Origin of the sequence: Hydrogenophaga sp., from assembly GCF_019264445.1 — a bacterium.
Classification (GTDB): Bacteria; Pseudomonadota; Gammaproteobacteria; order Burkholderiales; family Burkholderiaceae_C; genus Hydrogenophaga.
On record NZ_JAHVAB010000062.1, the window covers coordinates 1 to 19,360 of the forward strand.

Sequence of the window (19,360 nt, forward strand, 5' to 3'; positions counted from 1 at the left end):
CTCGGAGCCCATCAGCTCTTCGAGTCGTACCGCGATGGACTGCCTCGCATCCTCGGCATGCGCGGCATCCAGCAGGCGCTGCTCTTCGTCGCCCTTCAGGCGGCGGTCGCGTTCGTTGAAGTAGCTCGGGCGCTTGACCCCGGCCATCGGGCTCTGCGCGACGGGGATGCGCCAGGTGTCGATGGCAATGCGGCACGCTGCCGAGAAGATGTCTACTTCGCGGTCCACGGTTGAAGCCGCGACGGACTGGCAGCGGTCGTCGATGTAGTCGTTGAAGTCCGTGGGCTCCAGTTCGGCGAAGCTCTTGAGGATGAAGCGCGAGGTGACCGACGCCTCGCGCATCTTCTTGCCGGTCGGCTTGCGGAACTTCTTGCTGGCCAGGCTGGGGTGCGGATTCTTGTGCGCGGCGTAGGCGGCGGCGGTGTCCACGCGGGGCAGCCCAGCGTCTTCCAGGATGGCGTTGATGATGTAGCCCTCGACCTCGAAGCCCTTGTGGCGCGGCGATTCCTCGCGCAGGTAGCGGGCGAGCAGGTCGCCGAATGAGAACCGCCGAGCTTTGCCATAGTCGACGAACAGGCCTTGGCGGCGCTCGGACTCGATGCGCTGCTGGATTTCGACGGCCTCGTCCTCGGAGGCGGCGAACAGGGTCTGGTCGGGGTAGCCGACTTGGCGCACGCGCACCGCGAACGAGTCGTTCAGCCGCGACACCTTGGGCTTAAAGCCCTGGGATTTCAGCTCTTCGACGTAGGACTTCACCGCCTTGACGGCGCTGTGGGTGAAGGTGAGGGTGAGGTCGTCGCGGTTCTGGACCGCGACTTTGAACCGCGAGCGGTTCTCAATGGACGCCATGACGTTTGCTCCGTGAGTTGTGGAGCAAGGTCTAGGAACGGGGCTTTAGTCTCCGGCGTTTTACGTTTTAGATATGCCAAGCGGCGGCGTTTGCCACCAAATTGCCACTAGGTCCGCCGAAAAAACAAAAGCCCCTGCATCAGGGGCTCATACATCCTTGATTTACAAGGAGATTTCTGGTCGGGGTGAGAGGATTCGAACCTCCGGCCTCTACGTCCCGAACGTAGCGCTCTACCAGGCTAAGCTACACCCCGATGGACCCGTGGTCAATCGAACAGTGGCCGATGGCCACTGGAGGCCCATCAAGAGCGTCGCTCCAGCAGGCCAGACGCCAATTGTAGCAAAGCTGCACTGTAGCTATTGACGGGCAATTGCTTCGCGGCATCTATCGCCCGCAGAGCTTCATTGTGTGCACTCACTCTCGCTGCTTCTAGCGCACCTGTTTGAACAATAACATCTCGGATGGTCTCCAGATGTTCGACATTGCCTTGCTCGATGGCCTCACAGATCAGTGCTTTCTGCTCTTTGGATCCAGCACGCAAAGCGCAGATGATCGGCAGCGTAACTTTGCCTTCGCGCAGGTCATCCCCCAGGTTTTTCCCTAGCTCATCCGGACTCCCTTCATAGTCAAGGACGTCGTCGACCACCTGGAAAGCCGTACCCAGCGCCTGACCGTATTGAGCGCAAAGCGCCTCTGTGTGTGCGTCAGCGCCAGCCAGGATAGGGGCCAGTCGTGCGCTCGCCTCGAACAACTTGGCGGTTTTGGAGCGAATCACGCGCAAGTACGCAGCCTCATCAATCGTCGCGTCATGCATGTTCATGAGCTGAAGCACTTCTCCCTCGGCAATCACATTGGTGGCATCCGAGAGAACCTGCATCACACGCATATCGTTGATGTCGACCATCATCTGGAATGCGCGGGAATACAAGAAGTCACCCACCAGAACACTGGCGGCATTGCCGAACCGCTCGTTTGCTGTCTCGCGTCCGCGGCGCAGGGTGGATTCGTCCACCACATCGTCGTGCAGCAATGTGGCGGTGTGAATGAACTCCACAACCGCAGCCAGAGTGTGCCTGCGGGGGTCATTGCTGTTGATGGCGCCGCTCATCAGCAAAAGCAAGGCAGGCCTCAACCGCTTGCCACCCGCCGAAATGATGTACTGAGCCACCTCCTTGACCAGAGGCACCTCGGTCGTGAGCCGTTCACTGATGACATCGTCCACCCGCTGCATGTCTGGCTGGATCAGCCCCAGTGGGCTGGCGGTTCGGGTGTCTGCGTGGGTCAAGGTCGGGTGTTGGTGGATGCGCCAAGGCGGCAGCGGATTATAGAAAGCACCCTGCTGAAGGCGGTCACAGCGCACGTGCGCTCTGTACGGCTTTAGGGCCGGCCTTTCTAATTTGCCCGCAGCCTGCGCTGCGTGCTAGAATACTCGGCTCGGCGGAATTGGGTTCGCCGTGCTTCCATTCGTGGAATTTTCAAAGAGGTTCATATGTACGCGGTCATAAAAACCGGTGGCAAACAGTATCGTGTTGCTGCTGGCGAAAAAATTAAAGTAGAACAGATTGCTGCGGATGTGGGCCAAGAGATCGTGTTTGACCAGGTTCTCGCTGTCGGCAACGGCACCGAAATCAAGGTTGGCACTCCCTTGGTATCCGGCGCAACAGTCACGGTCACGGTGTTGGCACATGGTAGGCACGAGAAGGTGAGCATTTTCAAAATGCGCCGTCGCAAGCACTACCAGAAGCGTCAAGGGCACCGTCAGAATTTCACCGAACTGCAGATTGCTTCGATCGCAGCCTGAGGAGTAAGTCAACATGGCACAGAAAAAAGGCGGCGGCTCCACGCGAAACGGGCGCGATTCCAAGCCAAAGATGCTCGGCGTCAAGGCATTTGGTGGTGAATTGGTGAGTGCTGGCTCGATCATCGTGCGCCAGCGCGGTACCAAATTTCACCCGGGCTTGAATGTCGGTGTCGGTAAGGACCACACCATTTTTGCAACGGTCGACGGTCATGTGACCTTCGGCGTCAAGGGCGCGTTGAACCGTCAAATCGTCAGCATCACCCCCGTTTGATCGGGCGCTATGGAGGCCGCGGGATACGAAAGTTTCTCCGGCGTGCCATGAGTGATGTTTCGATAGCAAAAGGCCCGCCTGTGCGGGCTTTTTGTTTTTTTCGCCGGTCGGCGTCCTCTCTGGAATACATGTCATGAAATTTGTGGACGAAGCCACGATCGAGGTTGCCGCCGGAGACGGAGGCAACGGGTGCGCTTCTTTCCGGCATGAGAAGTACAAAGAGTTTGGGGGCCCCGATGGCGGTGACGGTGGCCGAGGTGGCCATGTGTTTGCTGTAGCAGATTCCAGTCTGAACACACTCGTTGACTTTCGCTTCACGCGCCGCTTTGAGGCGCATCGGGGTGAGCACGGCAAAGGCTCGGACATGTTTGGCGTCAAGGGTGACGACATCTTGCTCAAAATGCCTGTGGGCACGATCATTTGCGATGCGGAAACGGGCGAGGTGTTGTTCGAACTGCTGCAGCCCGGTGAGCAGGTCACGATTGCCAAGGGGGGTGATGGTGGCTTTGGCAACATGCATTACAAGAGCTCGACCAACCGGGCGCCGCGCCAAAAGACGCCTGGCTGGCCGGGCGAAAAGCGCAGCCTGAAGCTGGAGCTCAAGGTGCTGGCAGACGTGGGTCTGCTGGGCATGCCCAATGCCGGCAAGTCCACGCTGATCGCAGCCATTTCCAACGCGCGCCCGAAGATTGCCGATTACCCGTTCACCACGCTTCATCCCAATCTCGGTGTGGTGCGCGTTGGTCCCGAGAAAAGCTTCGTGGTCGCCGATGTGCCGGGTCTCATCGAAGGCGCTTCGGAGGGGGCCGGCCTGGGGCATCAGTTTCTGAGGCACCTTCAGCGCACGAGGTTGTTGCTGCACATGCTGGATGTCGCGCCCTTCGATGAGGGTGTTGACCCAGTGGCGCAAGCCAAGGCGATCGTCGCCGAGCTGAAGAAGTTTGACCAGAAGCTGTACGAGAAGCCGCGTTGGCTGGTGCTGAACAAGCTTGACATGGTGCCCGCCGAAGGGCGTGAAGCGCTTGTCAAGGACATTGTGAAGCGGTTGAAATACAAAGGGCCGGTGTTTGAAATTTCTGCACTCACACGTGAAGGCTGCGAGTTTCTGGTGCAGAAGGTGTATCAGCACATTGCCCAGGTTCACCAATCGCAGCAGGCGCCAGTCGAAGTGGATCCGCGTTTTCTGAGCGGGCCGGACGGACATTGATCCCAGCTTTTGCCGACACATGGACAACTTCTCAAACTCTGCGATTGGTGATTCGATGACCCCGAGCGACATCGAGCCAGCCTCGGTGTTCAAGTCCGCGCGGCGTATCGTCGTCAAGGTCGGCTCCAGCCTTGTGACCAACGAAGGGCGGGGACTGGACGAAGAGGCGATTGGTCACTGGAGCCAGCAGTTGGCCGCTTTGGTGCGGCAAGGACTTGAAGTCATCATGGTGAGCAGCGGCGCTGTGGCCGAAGGCATGAAGCGACTCGGTTGGACCGCAAGGCCCAAGGAGATCAACGAGCTTCAGGCGGCGGCAGCGGTCGGACAAATGGGGCTCGTGCAGATGTACGAGACGAAGCTGCGGGGTTGCGGTGTGGGCAGCGCGCAGGTCTTGCTGACCCATGCCGATCTGGCCGACCGGGAACGCTATCTCAACGCGCGTTCGACCTTGCTGACCTTGCTGCGGCTGGGTGTGGTGCCCGTGATCAATGAGAACGACACGGTGGTCAACGATGAAATCAAGTTTGGGGACAACGATACGTTGGGTGCGTTGGTCGCGAACTTGGTGGAGGCAGACGTGCTGGTCATCCTGACCGATCAGAAGGGGCTCTACACGGCAGATCCTCGCCGCGATCCGGCAGCAGAGTTTGTGCATGTCGCCCGCGCAGGTGATGTGCGCCTGGAGACCATGGCTGGAGGTGCAGGCAGTGGGATTGGCAAGGGCGGGATGATTACCAAGATCCTCGCTGCCAAGCGAGCGGCTGGCTCAGGTGCCTCCACCGTGATTGCGTGGGGCCGCGAGCCCGATGTGTTGTTGCGGCTGGTGAAGGGGGAGTCGATTGGTACGTGCCTGGTGGCGCAAACCGCCAAACATCAAGCGCGCAAGCGCTGGATATCCGACCACCTTCAAATGCGGGGCGCGGTGTTGGTGGACGACGGTGCTGCGGGCAAGATCGTCGGCGAGGGTAAAAGCCTGTTGCCCATCGGCATGACGGGCGTTGAGGGGGAGTTCTCGCGCGGCGATGTCATTGCCGTGCGCGACGCGCGTGGGATTGAGGTGGCCCGCGGTCTGGCCAACTATGCCAGCAGCGAGGCTCGGTTGATCTGCCGCAAGTCGTCGCAGGACTTTGAGCGTTTGCTCGGCTACGCAGCGGAACCCGAGATGATCCATCGCGACAACCTGGTGCTGGCGCGCGGCTGAGGGCTGGCAGCGCCCTCAGCGCTTTCATCGAACGTCCGGCCGGCCGTTCTTGAGGGTGTGCAAAATTTTCTGGGGGGTGCCGTTGATGGTGCGGCCGTCACACACACCGCTGCGCGCCAACATCATTGCAGGGCGGCTCTGGCCTCGGAACGACAACTCTTGCCAGGCGTCTTTGGTGCTCGTGTTCCAGCGGGTCTGGTTGTCCCAGCGACCATACGTCTTCACCTCGGCCGTCTCGCAGCGAATGCCTTGATACAGCACATTGAGCGCTCCGCTGCTGCTCTTGGCCACGAGCACGTAACGCACGACTCGATCTGCGCCCACGCTCAACGTATTGGGGTCGATCCCATACGTCAAAGAAGTCCCTTGAGCCACATCGAACGTTTGCAGCTGGTCCGTGCTGAATGACGCGGGTGGTGCCGCCACCGCTTCCTTCCAGGGCTCGGGGTCGGTATCACGCAGTTGCGCGTGCGCGCCCAAGCCGCAGCCTGCGAGCAACATCATCAGGCTCGCTGATCGCAGGCCACGAGACGCTTTTGAGAGGAGAACTGTCATTTGTGGTTGCTGTGCGCAGAGCGCGTATCGCTTTGAGGGTCGGGGTCGAAGCTGGCGCCTGGTGGCAACTCCAGGCCGATGGGGGGCATCGACACAGACGAGGACTCCGCTGATTCATCGTGACGTGGGCGGGAACCGCCGCGCAAGTAGCGGTTGCGGGTGTCGCTTTTGGGCAGGTAGCGCGCGAGCTCGGTCAGCGCCATTTCATAGACGCCGCGTTTGAACTCCACCACCACATCCAGTGGCACCCAGTAGTCATGCCACCGCCATGCGTCGAACTCAGGATGGCTGGTGGCGCGCAGATTCAAGTTCCAGTCTTGTGCAACGAGGCGAAGCAGATACCAGATCTGTTTCTGTCCCTTGTAGTGTCCGCGGGCATCCCGGCGGATGAAGCGGTCAGGCACTTCATAGCGCAACCAGTCGCGAGTGCGTGCCACGATGCTCACGTGCTCGGGCATGAGGCCCACTTCCTCATGCAGCTCGCGGTACATCGCCTGCTCAGGTGTCTCGCCTCTGTCGATGCCACCTTGCGGAAACTGCCAGGAGTGTGAGCGGATGCGTTTGCCCCAGAACACCTGGTTTCGCTGGTTGAGCAGAATGATGCCGACATTGGGCCTGAAGCCTTCTCTGTCAAGCATAATCAACCCCAAATTTTTAAACTGTGTTCATTATGCATCGCGTCATGCGAGTTGCGAAGTGATCACACACCTGTTGCATCTTCTTGTGGCAGTCACCCCTTCCGGGGCAGCGACGTTCTGTCACCTGTCCCCCTTCTTTGGTTGTTTCACTCTGTCTTCGACAGCACCTCTCCGTCCATGAAAGCCTCACAGTTCCTGATCTCTACCCTCAAGGAAGCGCCTGCAGATGCCGAGGTGGTCAGCCATCAACTCATGATGCGCGCCGGCATGGTCAAGAAGCTTGGCGCTGGCATCTACAGCTACATGCCCATGGGGTTGCGTGTGATTCGCAAGGTCGAGGCCATTGTTCGCGAGGAAATGAATCGCGCAGGAGCCGTGGAGCTCACCATGCCAGTCATTCAGCCGGCGGAACTGTGGCAGGAGACGGGGCGATTTACCAAGATGGGGCCTGAGCTCTTGCGCATCAAGGATCGCCACGATCGCGATTTCGTGGTGCAGCCCACGAGCGAGGAGGTGGTCACCGATATCGCGCGTCAGGACCTGCGCAGCTACAAGCAGCTGCCCAAAAACCTGTATCAGATCCAGACAAAGTTTCGGGATGAGCGGCGCCCGCGCTTCGGTCTGATGCGAGGCCGTGAATTCATCATGAAGGACGCGTACAGCTTCGATCGCGACGAAGCGGCCGCCAAGATGAGCTACCAGGTCATGGCGTCTGCCTATCGACGCATCTTCGACCGTTTCGGCCTGCGTTACCGCGCGGTGGCGGCGGACAGCGGCGCCATCGGCGGGGACTTGAGCGAGGAGTTTCAGGTGATCGCCGCCACCGGGGAAGACGCCATCGTGTATTGCCCGGAGAGCGAGTACGCAGCCAACATGGAGAAGGCGGAAGCCTTGGCGCCCGTGGGCCCGCGGCCGGCGCCGGTCAATCCGATGGCGAAAACGCCCACGCCCGGCAAGAGCACGTGCGCCGATGTCGCCGCGTTGTTGGGTGTGCCCTTGGCCACCACGGTGAAATCGCTGGTGCTGGCCACCGATGAGCTCGATGACACGGGGGCCATTGTCAAAAGCCAGGTGTGGCTGTTGTTGCTGCGCGGCGACCACGACATGAACGAGGTCAAGGTAGGCAAGGTGCCCGGACTGCATGTGGGGTTCCGCTTTGCGACCGGGGCGGAGATCGAATCGCACTTTGGCTGCAAGCCGGGCTACCTCGGTCCCATCGGGTTGAAGAAGCCGGTGAACCTGGTGGTGGACCGCGAGGTGGCGGTGATGGGCGACTGGATCTGCGGCGCCAATGAGGTGGATTTCCACATGACTGGCGTGAACTGGGGGCGTGACCTGCCCGAGCCCGCGCTGGTGGCCGACCTTCGCAATGTGCTCGAGGGCGACGCCTCGCCAGATGGCAAGGGGCGCCTGGCGATTGAGCGTGGCATCGAAGTGGGACACGTGTTCTACCTCGGCACCAAGTACAGCAAGGCCATGAACGCCACTTTCCTGGGCGAAGGCGGCAAGCCTGCCCACTTTGAAATGGGCTGCTACGGCATCGGCATCACGCGGTTGCCCGCTGCTGCCATCGAGCAGAACCACGACGAGCGCGGCATCATCTGGCCCGACGCGCTGGCGCCCTTTACGGTGGTCATCTGCCCTATCGGCATGGACCGCAGTCCCGAAGTGAAGGCTGCTGCGGAGCAGCTTTACGCCGAGCTGTCGGCGCATGGGGTGGATGTCATCCTCGATGATCGCGGTGAGCGCCCGGGCGCCATGTTCGCCGACTGGGAGCTCATCGGCGTTCCGCACCGCGTGACGATTGGCGACCGTGGTCTCAAGGCGGGGCAGGTGGAGTACCAGCACCGCCGTGATGCGGCAGCTACTCAGGTGGCTGTAGCGGATGTGGTGGCCCTCTTGAGGGGCAAGCTCCAGGCATGAGGCCGCTGGCCTGGTCGCGCCGCGATTGCCTGCTGGCGGCGGGCTCGTTGGGTCTGGGGTCGTGGCCTTCTTTAGCGATGGCCGGGGGGCAGCTCGAAGAGCCGCTGGCGGACTCCGTGCGCGGTGCGCTGAGCGCGGCCATCGCCAACAGCGCGCCGCCGGTGCCCGAATTCACCGATCTCAACAAGCGGCTGGCCTACCTGCGCTGGCTGGGTGCGAGCAGTGATCGGCTGCAGCGGCGCAAACCCGACTTTCAGACGCGCATCGAGTTTCTGCAGACCATCTGGTACGAAACCCGCCGCGCCGGGCTCGACACCACCCTGGTGCTCGGGCTGGTGCAGGTGGAGAGCGCGTTCCGAAAGTTCGCCATCTCGCGCGTCGGTGCGCGTGGCTACATGCAGATCATGCCGTTCTGGTCGCGCCTGATCGGGGACGGTGACGCGAGCCGTCTCTTCAACATGCAGACGAACCTGCGCTTTGGCTGTGTGATCCTGCGCCATTACCTCGACCGCGAGCGAGGCGACACCTTCCTCGCGCTGGGTCGCTACAACGGCAGCCGGGGCAGGGCCGAGTACCCGAATGCGGTGTACGCCGCTGCCCGGAACTGGGCTCACCCCGACGCCTGAGCCGAAGCTATTGCAGGAAGCCGATGCGGCTCTTGCCCGTGCCCGCGCGGGGCAGGTCATCCGGCTCAACGCGGTAGCGGTTGTCCAGCCTGGCGTTGCCAAAGGCCGTGACCAGTGCACGCCGCATCTCGCGTGGTGCGAGCAAGGCGAGTTGATCGAGCACATCCGATGCAGGCTCGGGATCGAAACGCTGACCCCAGTCGTGCTCGTTCAGGATGCCCCGGTAGAGGTGGGCGGCGATCTTTCGGGCCGCATCCATGGAGGGCGGCGCAATCTCGTACACGTTCATGCGGTTCATGATCGGCTCGGGAATGGCACGCTCGTCGTTCGCGGTGGTCACCCAGATGACCTGGCTGGCGTCGATCGGCACTTCGGCAAACTCGTCCACAAAGCTCTGCGCCGTGTCGTGCTCCAGCAGGCTGTACAGCGCGCCCAGCGGGTCGTACTGGGCATCGGCGGCGGCCTTGTCGATCTCGTCGACCACGATCACCGGATTCGCATACTGGCCGTCCACCAGTGCTTCGAACACCTTGCCGGGCTTGGCCCCTTTCCACTGGGACGATGAACCCGAAAGCAGCCAGCCTGCGGTCATGGAGCTCATGGGCACCAGGCTCATGCTGGTGCCGAGCAGGTCGGCAAGCTGGCGGGCGAAATGGGTTTTGCCGACGCCTGGCGGCCCCAGCAGCAGGATGGGCGTGACCTCCAGGCTGTCGCGGCTGTCCTGGCTCAGTGCGACGTGGCGCTTCACGTCGTCGAGCACTTCACCAAAGTTGGGCAGGAGGTCGTAAAGCGGTGCCATGTCGGGAACGCCGGACGGCTTGACCGCGAACCGCTGTGGCCCGCGTTCGAGCATGCGTTGCCAGGTATTGCGAAGGCTTTCGTAGTCGCGTTCGTTGCCGCTGGCCTGCAGGTGGGCCAGCTTGCGCTCGACATCGTCGGCGCTGAAAACGCTGCGCATCTGGGCGATGGGCAGACCGAGAGAGGGTGAAGCGACCAGGCTGCGTGAGCTCATGCGATTCTCCTTGGAGGTTCGGCGACGCATTCATTCAAGCACAAGACGTGCCCGCCCTCAATGCCGAAAAGCCCGGCAATCGGGCCTCAGACCGAAGGATCCGCAGACCTTGTGCACAACCGCGCGGCACAGACGTAAAAAAGCCACCCGAAGGTGGCTCGTGTCGTGCCGGCCGTGCGGATTCAGGCTTGACCGTTGATGACCTGCTGCAGTTCGCCAGACTGGTACATCTCCATCATGATGTCGGAGCCACCGATGAACTCGCCCTTGACGTACAGCTGCGGAATGGTTGGCCAGTTGCTGTATTCCTTGATGCCCTGGCGGATGCCGTCGTCTTCGAGCACGTTGACGGTGGTCAGCGTTTTGGTTTCGACGCCACAGGCCTTGAGGATCTGGATGGCACGGCCGGAGAAGCCGCACATGGGGAAACTCGCATTGCCCTTCATGAACAGCACGATGTCATGGGATTTGACGAGTTGGTCGATTCGGGATTGCGCGTCGCTCATGGCTGAAATGTCCTTCTGCGGAGTGGGTCTGGGCTGACCCGGAAACGGCTTGCATTATCGCCGCAGAGGCCATTGGCCGCCGCTGCAGCGTTCAATGCCCGCGAGGTCGGTGCGGCTGCCGATCTTGTCGAACCCGGCGGCGTGCAGCAGCGCGCGCACGGCGTTTGCCTGGTCGTGGCCATGCTCGATGAGCAGCCAGCCGCCTGGATGGAGCGAACCGGGTGCGGTCGTGACCAGTGTGCGGATGTCGTCCAGACCGTCCGGACCGGCGGTCAGGGCCGAGCGGGGCTCGTGGGTTAGCACTGCAAGGTGGGGGTCGCCTTCTGCGATGTAGGGGGGGTTGGTGACCAGCAGATCGAAGCGCTGCTGTGGGACTGCATCGAGCCAGTGGCCTGCATGGAAATCCACAGGCAACCCGAGCCTCTTGGCGTTGGCTTGCGCCACCGTCAGCGCTGCGTGGCTGGCGTCTGATGCCGATACGTGGGACCTCGGGCGTTGAGACTTGAGGGCCAGCGCGATGGCGCCACTGCCTGTGCCCAGGTCGAGCACGTGAGCCGCGTGGCTGCAACTGTCAATGACCTCCAGCGCCCAGGCCACCAGCGTCTCGGTGTCGGGCCGCGGCACCAGCACGCGCTCGTCGACCTGCAGCTGCAGCCCAAAGAACTCCTGGTCGCCGCGCAGGTAGGCCATGGGTTCGCCACGCACCCGGCGTTGTCGCAGCGCATCCAGGCGCGCGCGGGCGTCGGTATCGAGAGCGTCGCCATCGTGTGCGAGCAACCACGCGCGGTCGTATGCCGGGCGTTGCAGGGCGAGCAGCAGCAGCATCTGTGCATCGAGTCGCTCCAGCCCTTCGCGCTGCAGCTGGTCGAGCGCGGCTCGAAGCGTGTTCATCGTCATGCGCCGTTGCGCTGTTCGAGTTCAGCCAGCAACTCGGTGCCGCGCGCCACTTGCAGGGCATGGATCACTTCGTCCAGGTCGCCTTCCATGACCTGCAGCACTTTGTACAGAGTGAGGTTGATGCGGTGGTCGGTGAGGCGGCCCTGTGGGAAGTTGTAGGTGCGGATGCGGTCGCTTCGGTCGCCGCTGCCAATCAGGCCTTTGCGGGTGGCGGCTTCTGCTGCGGCGCGTTCGCTGCGGTCTTTTTCCTGCAGGCGCGCGGTGAGCACCTGCAGGGCCTTGGCCTTGTTGCTGTGTTGCGAGCGACCGTCCTGGCATTCCGCCGTGATGCCGGTGGGCAGATGGGTCACGCGCACGGCGGAATCCGTCTTGTTGATGTGCTGGCCGCCGGCGCCGCTGGCGCGGTAGGTGTCGATGCGCAGTTCGCTGGGGTTGAGCTGCACCGCCTGGGTTTCATCGGGCTCGGGCATCACCGCCACGGTGGCCGCGCTCGTGTGGATGCGGCCCTGCGTTTCGGTCGCCGGCACGCGCTGCACGCGATGCCCACCCGACTCGAATCGCAGACGTCCGTACGCGCCCTGGCCAGCCACGCGAAGCACCACTTCTTTGTAGCCGCCGAGCTCGCTGGGCGACTCGCTCACTGTCTCGACCTGCCAGCGCTGCTTTTCCGCATAGCGCGTGTAGAGGCGCGCGAGGTCGCCCGCAAACAGCGCGGATTCGTCGCCACCCGTGCCCGCGCGGATTTCCACAAAGGCATTGCGTTCGTCGTCCGGATCTTTGGGCAGCAGCAGCTGTTGCAGCTCCTGGTCCAGCAGCGCGATGTCGGCTTCTGCGCTCTGGATTTCCTCCTGGGCCATCTCGGCCATGTCGGGATCGCTCAGCATCTCCCGCGCGGTGGTCATGTCCGCCTCGCGCTGCAGGTAGCGGTTGAACACCCCGACGACGATGGAAGCCTCTGCATGCTCGCGGCTCAGCGCGCGAAACCGGTCCATCTGGTCGACGACATCGGGTGCAGACAGCAAGGCATCGAGCTCGTGCAATCGCGTTCGCTGGCGCAGCAGGGTGTCACGGACAAAGGTTTTCATGGTGAAGCAAAGACAGCCCGGCAGCCGACGGGGGTACGGCACCCCTTCGGTCGACCGGCTCGCGCCGCTAGTTTTGCGCTTTGCGCGGGGATTTGGTGGGCTCGTCCCGCAGGAAAAGGCGCGAGACGGTTTGCGCGGTCGCCGCGCGTGTGGCGCTGTCACCGGTGTGCAACTCGGCCAGCGTGCCGTGCAGCATCTTCTGCGTGAGCCCGCGCGACAGGGCTTCAAGCACGGCCTCGACGGGCTCTCCCTTTGCCAGCAGCCGGCGGGCGCGCGCCATTTCAGCGGCTCGCCATTCGTCGGCTTGCGCGTTGATCTGCTGGATCAAGGGCACCACACCGTTCGCGGGGTCGCGCTGATCCATCCAGTGCATGAAGCTGAGCACGCCTGCGTCGATGATGGCTTCGGCCTGGGCCACTGCCGCCTGGCGATGGTCCTTGCCGGTCTGCACCACGGAGGCGAGGTCGTCCACGGTGTACAGGTAGACGTCGTGGAGGGCTTTCACCTCGACCTCGATGTCGCGCGGCACGGCCAGATCGACCATGAACATGGGCCTGTGACGCCGCTTTTTGAGGGCGCGCTCGACAGCACCCAGCCCGATGATGGGCAGCGTGCTGGCCGTGCAGCTGATGACGGCATCGAACTCATGCAAGCGGTCGGGCACGTCGGCCAGGCGCATCACTTGCGCCCCGAAGCGGCCGGCGAGTTTTTCACCGCGCTCCAGCGTGCGGTTGGCAATCGCCATGCTTTTGGGGGTTTTGGCGGCGAAGTGCGTGGCGGCGAGTTCGATCATTTCGCCCGCGCCGACAAACAGGACCTTGATGTCGCGCAGGTCTTCAAACAGCTGCGAGGCCAGGCGCACGGCTGCAGCGGTCATGCTGATCGAGTGGGCGCCGATTTCGGTGGAGGTGCGCACCTCCTTGGCCACGGCAAACGAGCGCTGAAAGAGCTGGTGCAGCGTGGTGCCGAGAGCGCCCGCATCGCTGGCGGCGCGCACCGCGTCTTTCATCTGACCGAGGATCTGCGCTTCGCCCAGCACCATGCTGTCCAGGCCGCTGGCCACGCGGAATGCGTGCCGCGCAGCCTGGTCGTCGCGCAGAACATAGGCGTGATCCCGCAGCACCTGGAGGCTGACGCCGCCGGTCTGGGCCAGCCAGTCCAGCGTCGGGTCCACGGCCGACTGATCGCCTGCGCCGTACAGCTCGGTGCGGTTGCAGGTGGACAGCAGTGTGGCTTCGGGCTGGCGCGCCAGGCTCTGCCGGTAGCCATGCAGCGTGGGCTGAATCTGGTCCAGCGCAAACGCAAAACGGCCCCGCAAATCGAGCGGAGCCGTGTTGTGGTTGATGCCGAGGGTCCAGACAGACATGACGAGATTATAAAATTGAACCCCTATGAACGCAGCTTCTCTCCGCGAATGACGCCTCTGGCCTTTCTGGCGCACCTCGCGGGGTTCATTGCCCCCGCTGTTTTCGTTGCCCTGGTGCTCTGGATCGTGCCGCGCCTGACCCGTGCGGGGCGCTCGGCGTCAGGCGCCGGCCTGGAGGCGTTTTTGCTGGTCGTGGCGGGGGTGGTGGTGTTGCTGGCCGGGCTGCTGGTGTTTGGCCGCGACGGAAAAATGGCCACCTACGCGGCGCTGGTGCTGGTGCAGGGCACCCTGGGTTGGTGGCTGCACCGGAAACGCTGAACGCTCCCCGTCAACGGCTGGGCGGGAACAGGTCGATGCGGTCGGTGATGATGCCGTCCAGCCCCAGGTCCAGCAGCCGCTGCGCGGCCCATTCGTCGTTCACCGTGTAAGCCAGCGTGCGCAAGCCGGCTTCTTGTGCGAGCGCTACCGTGCTGGCGTCCCACAGCGCGTGGTTGCAGACGAGCGCCACACACTCCAGCGATCGCGCAACGTCCATCCAGCCGTCCCACCAGGTGTCGAGCAACAAGCCCCGAGGCAGGTGGGGGGCCGTTTCCATCGCACCACGGAGCGCATCGGGCTGGAACGACGTCAGCAAAGGCGTGCGCCCGGGATCGCGCGCCCACTCATGGGCGGCCAGTTGTGCCACCGCGCGGCCAGTGGCCAGCTCGGTGCCCGGCGTGGGCTTGATCTCGATGTTGAGCCAGTGGCCATGCGCCTGGCAGTGGCGGGCCAACGCGGCCAGCGTGGGCAGCGCTTCACCCGCGAAGGCGTGCGAGTGCCAGCCGCCAGCATCGAGCTGGCTCAGCGTTGCCCACGCTTGGTCGCCAGCCACACCCGAGCCATTCGTGGTGCGGTCCAGTGTGGCGTCGTGCAGCAGGAACACCACCCCATCCGCGCTGAGCTTCGCGTCGCATTCGTACATGCGGTAGCCGCGCTCGGCACCGAGCCGGAAGGCCGCGAGGGTGTTTTCAGGCGCCAGTTTGCCGGCGCCCCGATGCGCGATCCATCGTGGGTAGGGCCAGTGGCCCGGTTGGCCGCCAGCGCTCATTTGCGCTTGCCGGTCTCGGCGTCAAACCAATGCAACCGGTCCTCGCGCGGCTGGGCGCGGATGGTGCTCCCGATGGCGGGGGCGCCCTGGTCTTCGTGTGTGCGGATGATCAGCGTCTCGTCGCCCAGGCGCGCATGGACCAGTCGCTCGGCGCCCAGCAGCTCGACGGTTTCAACCTGAAGGCTCCAGCCGGTATCGCCCACATCCAGATGTTCGGGACGAATGCCGAGGATGCTGCCGGGGCGTCCGCCCGGCGCGTTTTTCAGCAGGTTCATGGGTGGCGAGCCGATGAAGCTGGCCACAAACGTCGTCGCCGGGCGGGAGTACACCTCCTCGGGTGTGCCGAACTGCTCCATGTTGCCAGCGTTCATCACGATCATGCGTTCGGCCAGTGTCATGGCCTCGACCTGGTCGTGTGTGACGAAGAGCGAAGTGATGCCCAGTTCGCGGTGCAGTTTCTGGATTTCCAGGCGGGTCTGTGCGCGCAGCTTGGCGTCCAGGTTGGACAGCGGTTCGTCAAACAGGAAGACCTGCGGCTGGCGCACGATGGCGCGGCCCATGGCCACGCGCTGGCGCTGACCGCCCGAGAGTTCGCGCGGCTTGCGCGTGAGCAGATGGCCGAGTTCGAGGATCTTCGCGGACTTGTCGACGCGCGCGCGAATTTCTTCCTTGGGCACCTTGGCGATCTTCAGGCCGTAGGCCATGTTGTCGAAGTTCGTCATGTGCGGGTACAGCGCATAGTTCTGGAACACCATGGCGATGTCGCGCTGGGCAGGCTCCAGGTTGTTGACCATGCGGTCGCCGATGTAGAGCTCGCCGCCAGAGATTTCTTCCAGGCCCGCGACCATGCGCAGTAGGGTGGATTTGCCACAGCCCGAGGGACCGACGATGACGACGAATTCGCCGTTGTGGATCTCGGCATTGACCCCGTGGATGACCTGATTGGCCTTGGGACCGATGCCGTAGCGCTTGACGATGTTGCGAAGTGAGAGGGAAGCCATGACTGTGTTGTGATCGGTTTGTAGTTACTTCTCGGTGTCCACCAGGCCCTTGACGAACCAGCGCTGCATGAAGATCACGACGAGGGCGGGCGGCAGCATGGCCAGCAAGGCGGTTGCCATCACGATGTTCCATTCGTTGCCCGCGTCGCCGCCGGCGATCATGCGCTTGATGCCAATCACCACGGGGTACATCTCTTCCGAGGTGGTCACCAGCAGGGGCCAGAGGTACTGGTTCCAGCCGTAGATGAACTGGATGACGAAAAGCGCTGCAATCGAGGTGCGCGAGAGCGGCACCAGGATGTCCTTGAAGAAGCGCATCGGGCCGGCGCCGTCCACGCGGGCCGCTTCGACGAGCTCGTCCGGCACCGTGAGGAAGAACTGGCGAAACAGGAACGTGGCAGTGGCGGATGCGATCAGCGGGATCGTCAGGCCTGCATACGTGTTGAGCATGCCAAGGTCTGACACCACCTGGTAGGTGGGTCCGATGCGCACTTCGACGGGCAGCATGAGCGTGATGAAGATCAGCCAGAAGCAGATGCCCTTGAACGGGAAGCGGAAGTACACGATGGCGAAGGCCGACAACAGCGAGATGGCGATCTTGCCGAAGGTGATCACAAGCGCCGTGACCAGGCTCACCCACATCATTCGTGCCACGGGCGCACTCGAGCCCGGGCCGCTGCCGCCGCCAAACAGCGTGTCGTGGTAGGTCTGCCAGAAGTTGTTGCCGGGCAGCAAGGGCATGGGCACCTGCACGATGTCCTGTGCCGTGTGCGTGGAGGCCACGAACGCCAGGTACAGCGGGAAGCCGACGATGAGCACGCCCAGCACCATGATGAGGTGCGAGAGGAGCTTCAGATAAGGACTTCTTTCGACCATCTCAGTACTGCACTTTCTTTTCGACGTAACGGAACTGGACTACGGTGAGCACGATGACGATCGCCATCAGCACCACCGACTGCGCAGCCGAGCCGCCCATGTCCATGGCCTTGAATCCGTCGTGGTAGACCTTGTAGACCAGGATCGCGGTGTCGCGCCCCGGGCCACCTTGTGTGGTGGCGTCCACGATGGCGAAGGTGTCGAAGAACGCGTAGACGACGTTGATCACCAGCAGGAAGAAGGTGGTGGGTGAGAGCAGAGGGAACTGGATGCTCCAGAACCGCCGCCAGGGACCGGCGCCGTCGATTGCTGCGGCCTCGATCAGCGACTTGGGGATCGACTGCAGCCCGGCGAGGAAAAACAGGAAGTTGTAGGAAATCTGCTTCCACACGGCCGCAATCACGATCAGCGCCATGGCGTGGTCGGAATTGAGCATGTGGTTCCAGTCGAAGCCGGACTGGCGCAGCAGGTAGGCCACCACGCCGAGCGAGGGGGAGAACATGAACATCCAGAGCACGCCGGCCACAGCAGGCGCCACCGCGTAGGGGAGCAGCAAGGCCGTCTTGTAGGCGAGCGCGCCTTTGATGATGCGGTCGGCGAAGATGGCGAGCACCAGCGAGATGCTGATGCCGCTGACGGCGACCATCACGGAGAAGAACGCGGTGGTCTTGAACGAGGCGAGATAACTCGGGTCTTCGAACAGTGCCTTGAAGTTCTCAAAGCCGACCCACTCCCGGGAGAAGCCGAACGAATCCTGCACCTGGAACGATTGCACCAGGGCCTGACCTGCCGGCCAGAAGAAGAAGATGCTGATCACCGCCAGCTGCGGTGCCAGCAGCACCCAGGGCAGCCACGCTGAGCGAAAGAGAACGCGCTTTTCCATATCCAGACTTTCAAAAGGAGAACCCGCCCTTTGCCAACCGGTTGGTTGCTCAAAGTGGCGGGCTACCGATGCCGCGCCATAAAGGCAGGCGGCATTATCCAGTGCTTGTCGGGCGCTTACTTGTTGGCGCGCGCGAACCGAACGAGCTGTTCGTTGCCTCGGGTCACGGCGGTGTCCAGGGCTTCCTTGGGCGTCTTCTTGCCGGCCCAGATCTGTTCGGTTTCCTCATCGATGATGGCGCGAATCTGCAGGAAGTTGCCCAAGCGGATGCCGCGCGACTTGTCGGTGGCCTTGCGGATCATCTGGGTCACAGCCACATCGGTACCGGGGTTCTTGCTGTAGAAGCCGGACGCGTCGGTCAACTTGTACGCGGCGGTGGTCACAGGCAGGTAGCCGGTGCGCTGATGGCTGGCCGCCTGCACCCGGGTGTCGTTCAGGAAGTTCAGGAAGTCAGCGACGCCCTTGTACTCCGCCGGCTTCTTGCCAGCCATCACCCACAGGCTGGCACCACCGATGGCGGTGTTCTGGGGCGCGCCCTTGACGTCTTCGTAGTAGGGCAGGGCAGAGATGCCATAGGCGAACTTGGCGTCCTTGCTGACGCGCGCATACAAGCCGGAGGAGCCGGTGATCATGGCGCATTCGCCCGACGGGAAAGAGGCGTCGGGTGCATTGCCGCGGCCTTTGTAGACGAAGCTGCCTTCCTTGGACGCTTTAGCCAGGTTTTCGAAATGGCGCACATGCAGCGGCGTGTTGATGAGCAACTGCGCGTCATTGCCGTCGAAGCCGTTGTTCTTGGAGGCAAACAGCGTGTTGTGCCAAAGCGAGAAGCTCTCCAGCTGCGTCCAGCTGATCCAGCTGGTGGTGAAGGGGCAGCTGTGGCCGCTGGCCTTGAGCTTGGATGCGGCTGCGAACACTTCGGGCCAGGTTTTGGGCGCCTTTTCCGGATCCAGACCGGCCTTCTTGAAGGCGTCCTTGTTGTAATAAAAAATGGTGGTCGAGCTGTTGAGCGGGTAACTCAGCATCTGGCCGTTGGGCGCGGTGTAGTACCCCGCCACGGCAGACACATACTGTGTCGGATCAAATTTGAAGCCGCCATCGTTGAGCACCTTCGTCACGGGGACGACGGCGCCCTTGCTGGCCATCATCGTGGCGGTGCCCACTTCGAACACCTGCAGGATGTGGGGGGCGTTGCCGGCGCGGAACGCGGCGATGGCGCCTGCCATCGATTCGTCGTACGTGCCCTTGTAAGTGGGCACCACCTTGTAGGTGGACTGGCTGGCGTTGTACTGCTTGGCGAGGTCATTGACCCATTCGCCAAGGGCGGCGCTCATCGAATGCCACCATTGAATTTCGGTCGGGGCTTGAGCTTGAGCCTGCACGGGGCCGCTCATCAGGGCGGCAAACGCCAGGGCGCCGGTCAGGGGAAGAAAACGCTTGTGCATAAAGGCTCCTTTTGGGCAGATCGGGAGCGGCTAGGGTAAGTGCCGCTTGTGACAAAACGATTGCACACGCGTTTCCCGGGCATGACAACAGGGGTTTCCACAGGGGGGCGGGGGGTATGTTGCGCTGCGGTAC

20 protein-coding genes, 1 tRNA gene and 1 pseudogene are annotated in these 19,360 nt (G+C 62.8%); 7 read left to right on the forward strand and 15 right to left on the reverse strand.

Annotated features, from left to right (window positions below; translation table 11 throughout):
* The 3 genes and pseudogenes from KXJ60_RS12620 to KXJ60_RS12630 form a co-directional block, all read right to left on the reverse strand.
* Positions 1 to 849 (reverse strand): annotated as a pseudogene (locus KXJ60_RS12620) (site-specific integrase); the annotation flags it as partial.
* 177 nt (positions 850 to 1,026) lie between these two features.
* Positions 1,027 to 1,103, reverse strand: a tRNA-Pro gene (locus KXJ60_RS12625).
* A gap of 48 nt (positions 1,104 to 1,151) precedes the next feature.
* Positions 1,152 to 2,081, reverse strand: coding sequence for a polyprenyl synthetase family protein (locus KXJ60_RS12630; RefSeq protein ID WP_291128197.1), 930 nt, complete (start codon positions 2,079 to 2,081; stop codon positions 1,152 to 1,154).
* Between the two features lie 258 nt (positions 2,082 to 2,339).
* Between KXJ60_RS12630 and rplU the strand changes: the two genes are divergently transcribed.
* The 4 genes from rplU (at position 2,340) to proB (ending at position 5,330) form a co-directional block, all read left to right on the forward strand.
* Positions 2,340 to 2,651 (forward strand): 50S ribosomal protein L21, encoded by a 312-nt coding sequence (gene rplU, locus KXJ60_RS12635; protein WP_291127953.1) that lies wholly within the window; start codon positions 2,340 to 2,342, stop codon positions 2,649 to 2,651.
* 13 nt (positions 2,652 to 2,664) lie between these two features.
* Entirely contained in the window at positions 2,665 to 2,922 is a 258-nt protein-coding gene (gene rpmA, locus KXJ60_RS12640) for a 50S ribosomal protein L27 (RefSeq protein ID WP_291127956.1), read from the forward strand.
* Between the two features lie 133 nt (positions 2,923 to 3,055).
* Positions 3,056 to 4,129 carry an Obg family GTPase CgtA gene (gene cgtA / locus KXJ60_RS12645; RefSeq protein ID WP_291127959.1) on the forward strand — a complete coding sequence of 358 codons (1,074 nt, stop codon included), beginning with the start codon at positions 3,056 to 3,058 and terminating at the stop codon, positions 4,127 to 4,129.
* A gap of 55 nt (positions 4,130 to 4,184) precedes the next feature.
* Positions 4,185 to 5,330 carry a glutamate 5-kinase gene (gene proB, locus KXJ60_RS12650; protein WP_291128200.1) on the forward strand — a complete coding sequence of 382 codons (1,146 nt, stop codon included), beginning with the start codon at positions 4,185 to 4,187 and terminating at the stop codon, positions 5,328 to 5,330.
* Between the two features lie 24 nt (positions 5,331 to 5,354).
* Here the strand turns inward: proB and KXJ60_RS12655 are convergent, their stop codons facing one another.
* Positions 5,355 to 5,885, reverse strand: coding sequence for a CNP1-like family protein (locus KXJ60_RS12655; protein ID WP_291127962.1), 531 nt, complete (start codon positions 5,883 to 5,885; stop codon positions 5,355 to 5,357).
* Complete coding sequence (locus tag KXJ60_RS12660; RefSeq protein ID WP_291127965.1) at positions 5,882 to 6,523, reverse strand: RNA pyrophosphohydrolase; 642 nt, start codon at positions 6,521 to 6,523, stop codon at positions 5,882 to 5,884. Before KXJ60_RS12660 ends, KXJ60_RS12655 begins: the two co-directional genes overlap by 4 nt.
* 177 nt (positions 6,524 to 6,700) lie before the next feature.
* Between KXJ60_RS12660 and KXJ60_RS12665 the strand changes: the two genes are divergently transcribed.
* On the forward strand, positions 6,701 to 8,446 hold the full coding sequence (locus KXJ60_RS12665) for a proline--tRNA ligase (RefSeq protein WP_291127968.1): 1,746 nt from the start codon (positions 6,701 to 6,703) through the stop codon (positions 8,444 to 8,446).
* A complete protein-coding gene (locus KXJ60_RS12670) occupies positions 8,443 to 9,072 on the forward strand; it encodes a lytic transglycosylase domain-containing protein (protein WP_291127972.1) in 630 nt (209 codons plus the stop codon). The genes KXJ60_RS12665 and KXJ60_RS12670 overlap by 4 nt, the downstream gene beginning before the upstream one ends.
* A gap of 7 nt (positions 9,073 to 9,079) precedes the next feature.
* Here KXJ60_RS12670 and KXJ60_RS12675 read toward each other — a convergent pair whose 3' ends face one another.
* The 5 genes from KXJ60_RS12675 to hemA form a co-directional block, all read right to left on the reverse strand.
* Positions 9,080 to 10,084: an AAA family ATPase gene (locus tag KXJ60_RS12675; RefSeq protein ID WP_291127975.1), complete on the reverse strand. Its 1,005-nt coding sequence runs from the start codon at positions 10,082 to 10,084 to the stop codon at positions 9,080 to 9,082.
* A gap of 182 nt (positions 10,085 to 10,266) precedes the next feature.
* Positions 10,267 to 10,590, reverse strand: a complete 324-nt coding sequence (gene grxD / locus KXJ60_RS12680; RefSeq protein ID WP_291127978.1) for a Grx4 family monothiol glutaredoxin — start codon at positions 10,588 to 10,590, stop codon at positions 10,267 to 10,269.
* A gap of 54 nt (positions 10,591 to 10,644) precedes the next feature.
* Positions 10,645 to 11,487, reverse strand: a complete 843-nt coding sequence (gene prmC, locus KXJ60_RS12685; protein WP_291127981.1) for a peptide chain release factor N(5)-glutamine methyltransferase — start codon at positions 11,485 to 11,487, stop codon at positions 10,645 to 10,647.
* Positions 11,484 to 12,572 carry a peptide chain release factor 1 gene (gene prfA, locus KXJ60_RS12690; RefSeq protein WP_291127984.1) on the reverse strand — a complete coding sequence of 363 codons (1,089 nt, stop codon included), beginning with the start codon at positions 12,570 to 12,572 and terminating at the stop codon, positions 11,484 to 11,486. Before prfA ends, prmC begins: the two co-directional genes overlap by 4 nt.
* 67 nt (positions 12,573 to 12,639) lie before the next feature.
* Positions 12,640 to 13,938, reverse strand: coding sequence for a glutamyl-tRNA reductase (hemA, locus tag KXJ60_RS12695; RefSeq protein WP_291127987.1), 1,299 nt, complete (start codon positions 13,936 to 13,938; stop codon positions 12,640 to 12,642).
* A gap of 48 nt (positions 13,939 to 13,986) precedes the next feature.
* On the opposite strand from hemA, the gene KXJ60_RS12700 reads away from it, so the two are divergent.
* The gene (locus tag KXJ60_RS12700) at positions 13,987 to 14,256 is read left to right on the forward strand and encodes a hypothetical protein (protein ID WP_291127989.1); all 270 of its coding nucleotides are present in this window, start codon (positions 13,987 to 13,989) and stop codon (positions 14,254 to 14,256) included.
* 10 nt (positions 14,257 to 14,266) lie between these two features.
* Here KXJ60_RS12700 and ugpQ read toward each other — a convergent pair whose 3' ends face one another.
* From ugpQ to ugpB, 5 genes are all read right to left on the reverse strand, one after another.
* Entirely contained in the window at positions 14,267 to 15,025 is a 759-nt protein-coding gene (gene ugpQ / locus KXJ60_RS12705; RefSeq protein WP_291127992.1) for a glycerophosphodiester phosphodiesterase, read from the reverse strand.
* Complete coding sequence (gene ugpC / locus KXJ60_RS12710; RefSeq protein ID WP_291127995.1) at positions 15,022 to 16,026, reverse strand: sn-glycerol-3-phosphate ABC transporter ATP-binding protein UgpC; 1,005 nt, start codon at positions 16,024 to 16,026, stop codon at positions 15,022 to 15,024. The genes ugpQ and ugpC overlap by 4 nt, the downstream gene beginning before the upstream one ends.
* A 24-nt stretch (positions 16,027 to 16,050) precedes the next feature.
* Positions 16,051 to 16,902 carry a sn-glycerol-3-phosphate ABC transporter permease UgpE gene (ugpE, locus tag KXJ60_RS12715; protein WP_291127998.1) on the reverse strand — a complete coding sequence of 284 codons (852 nt, stop codon included), beginning with the start codon at positions 16,900 to 16,902 and terminating at the stop codon, positions 16,051 to 16,053.
* Position 16,903: 1 nt separating this feature from the next.
* Complete coding sequence (ugpA, locus tag KXJ60_RS12720) at positions 16,904 to 17,785, reverse strand: sn-glycerol-3-phosphate ABC transporter permease UgpA (protein ID WP_291127999.1); 882 nt, start codon at positions 17,783 to 17,785, stop codon at positions 16,904 to 16,906.
* A 116-nt stretch (positions 17,786 to 17,901) separates the two neighbouring features.
* Positions 17,902 to 19,227, reverse strand: coding sequence for a sn-glycerol-3-phosphate ABC transporter substrate-binding protein UgpB (gene ugpB / locus KXJ60_RS12725; protein WP_291128001.1), 1,326 nt, complete (start codon positions 19,225 to 19,227; stop codon positions 17,902 to 17,904).
* Positions 19,228 to 19,360 lie beyond the last annotated feature (133 nt).